Origin of the sequence: Lacticaseibacillus camelliae DSM 22697 = JCM 13995 (assembly GCF_001436615.1) — a bacterium.
GTDB classification, from domain to species: domain Bacteria; phylum Bacillota; class Bacilli; order Lactobacillales; family Lactobacillaceae; genus Lacticaseibacillus; species Lacticaseibacillus camelliae.
In genome coordinates this window covers 1-624 of record NZ_AYZJ01000100.1, presented here as the reverse complement: position 1 = coordinate 624, position 624 = coordinate 1, and the positions used below count along the sequence as shown (strand labels likewise).

At 52.6% G+C, this 624-nt stretch carries 1 protein-coding gene; it reads left to right on the top strand.

Features of this window, described 5'->3' with window-relative positions; translation table 11 throughout:
• Window positions 1-118: 118 nt before the first annotated feature.
• On the top strand, window positions 119-624 hold a 506-nt coding region (locus tag FC75_RS12240; RefSeq protein WP_476737436.1), incomplete at its 3' end, for a transposase family protein.

Sequence of the window (624 nt, the reverse complement as noted above, 5' to 3'; positions counted from 1 at the left end):
AATTCAAGGAACTTCAGCGCAGGGGGTGAACAAGCAACGTCGACTGGCCTACGTCGTAATCAGAGAGGTCAGTCAAGGTAATCGTGGTGCAGTGTCAACGCTTTTAAAGCTTATCGGCGTGAGTCGGCAAGCATACTATAAGGGGCTCAGACGCACCGAGACAGCCTGGCAACAACGCGATACCAAGCTTAAGGAACGGGCTCAGTACTGGTATGACTTTCACCACCAGGGGATTGGCGCAGACAACCTCTTGATTGCCCTTCAGCATGACGCTGAGATTACCTTTCCGGTGACGGTCAAGATGGTTAGACGGGTGCAAAGAGAGTTGGGCATCCAATGCCAGATTCGCGTCAAGAAGCGGCATCGGCGGAAGGAAAGCGAACAACACGTACTCGATAATGTACTCAATCAACACTTTGAAGTTGATGGCCCCAACCAGGTCTGGTTATCAGACTCAACCGAATTGAAGTATGGCATGAATGGTGAATACACTGTGCGACTGAGCGGCGTGCTTGACCTGTATGGACGTCGGCTACTCTCGTCTAACCTCAGCAATACCGAGACCGCGTCCGCAGAGATCCAAGTGTTCCAGCGGGCGTTTGAGGCCTCTGGCGAAGTACACCC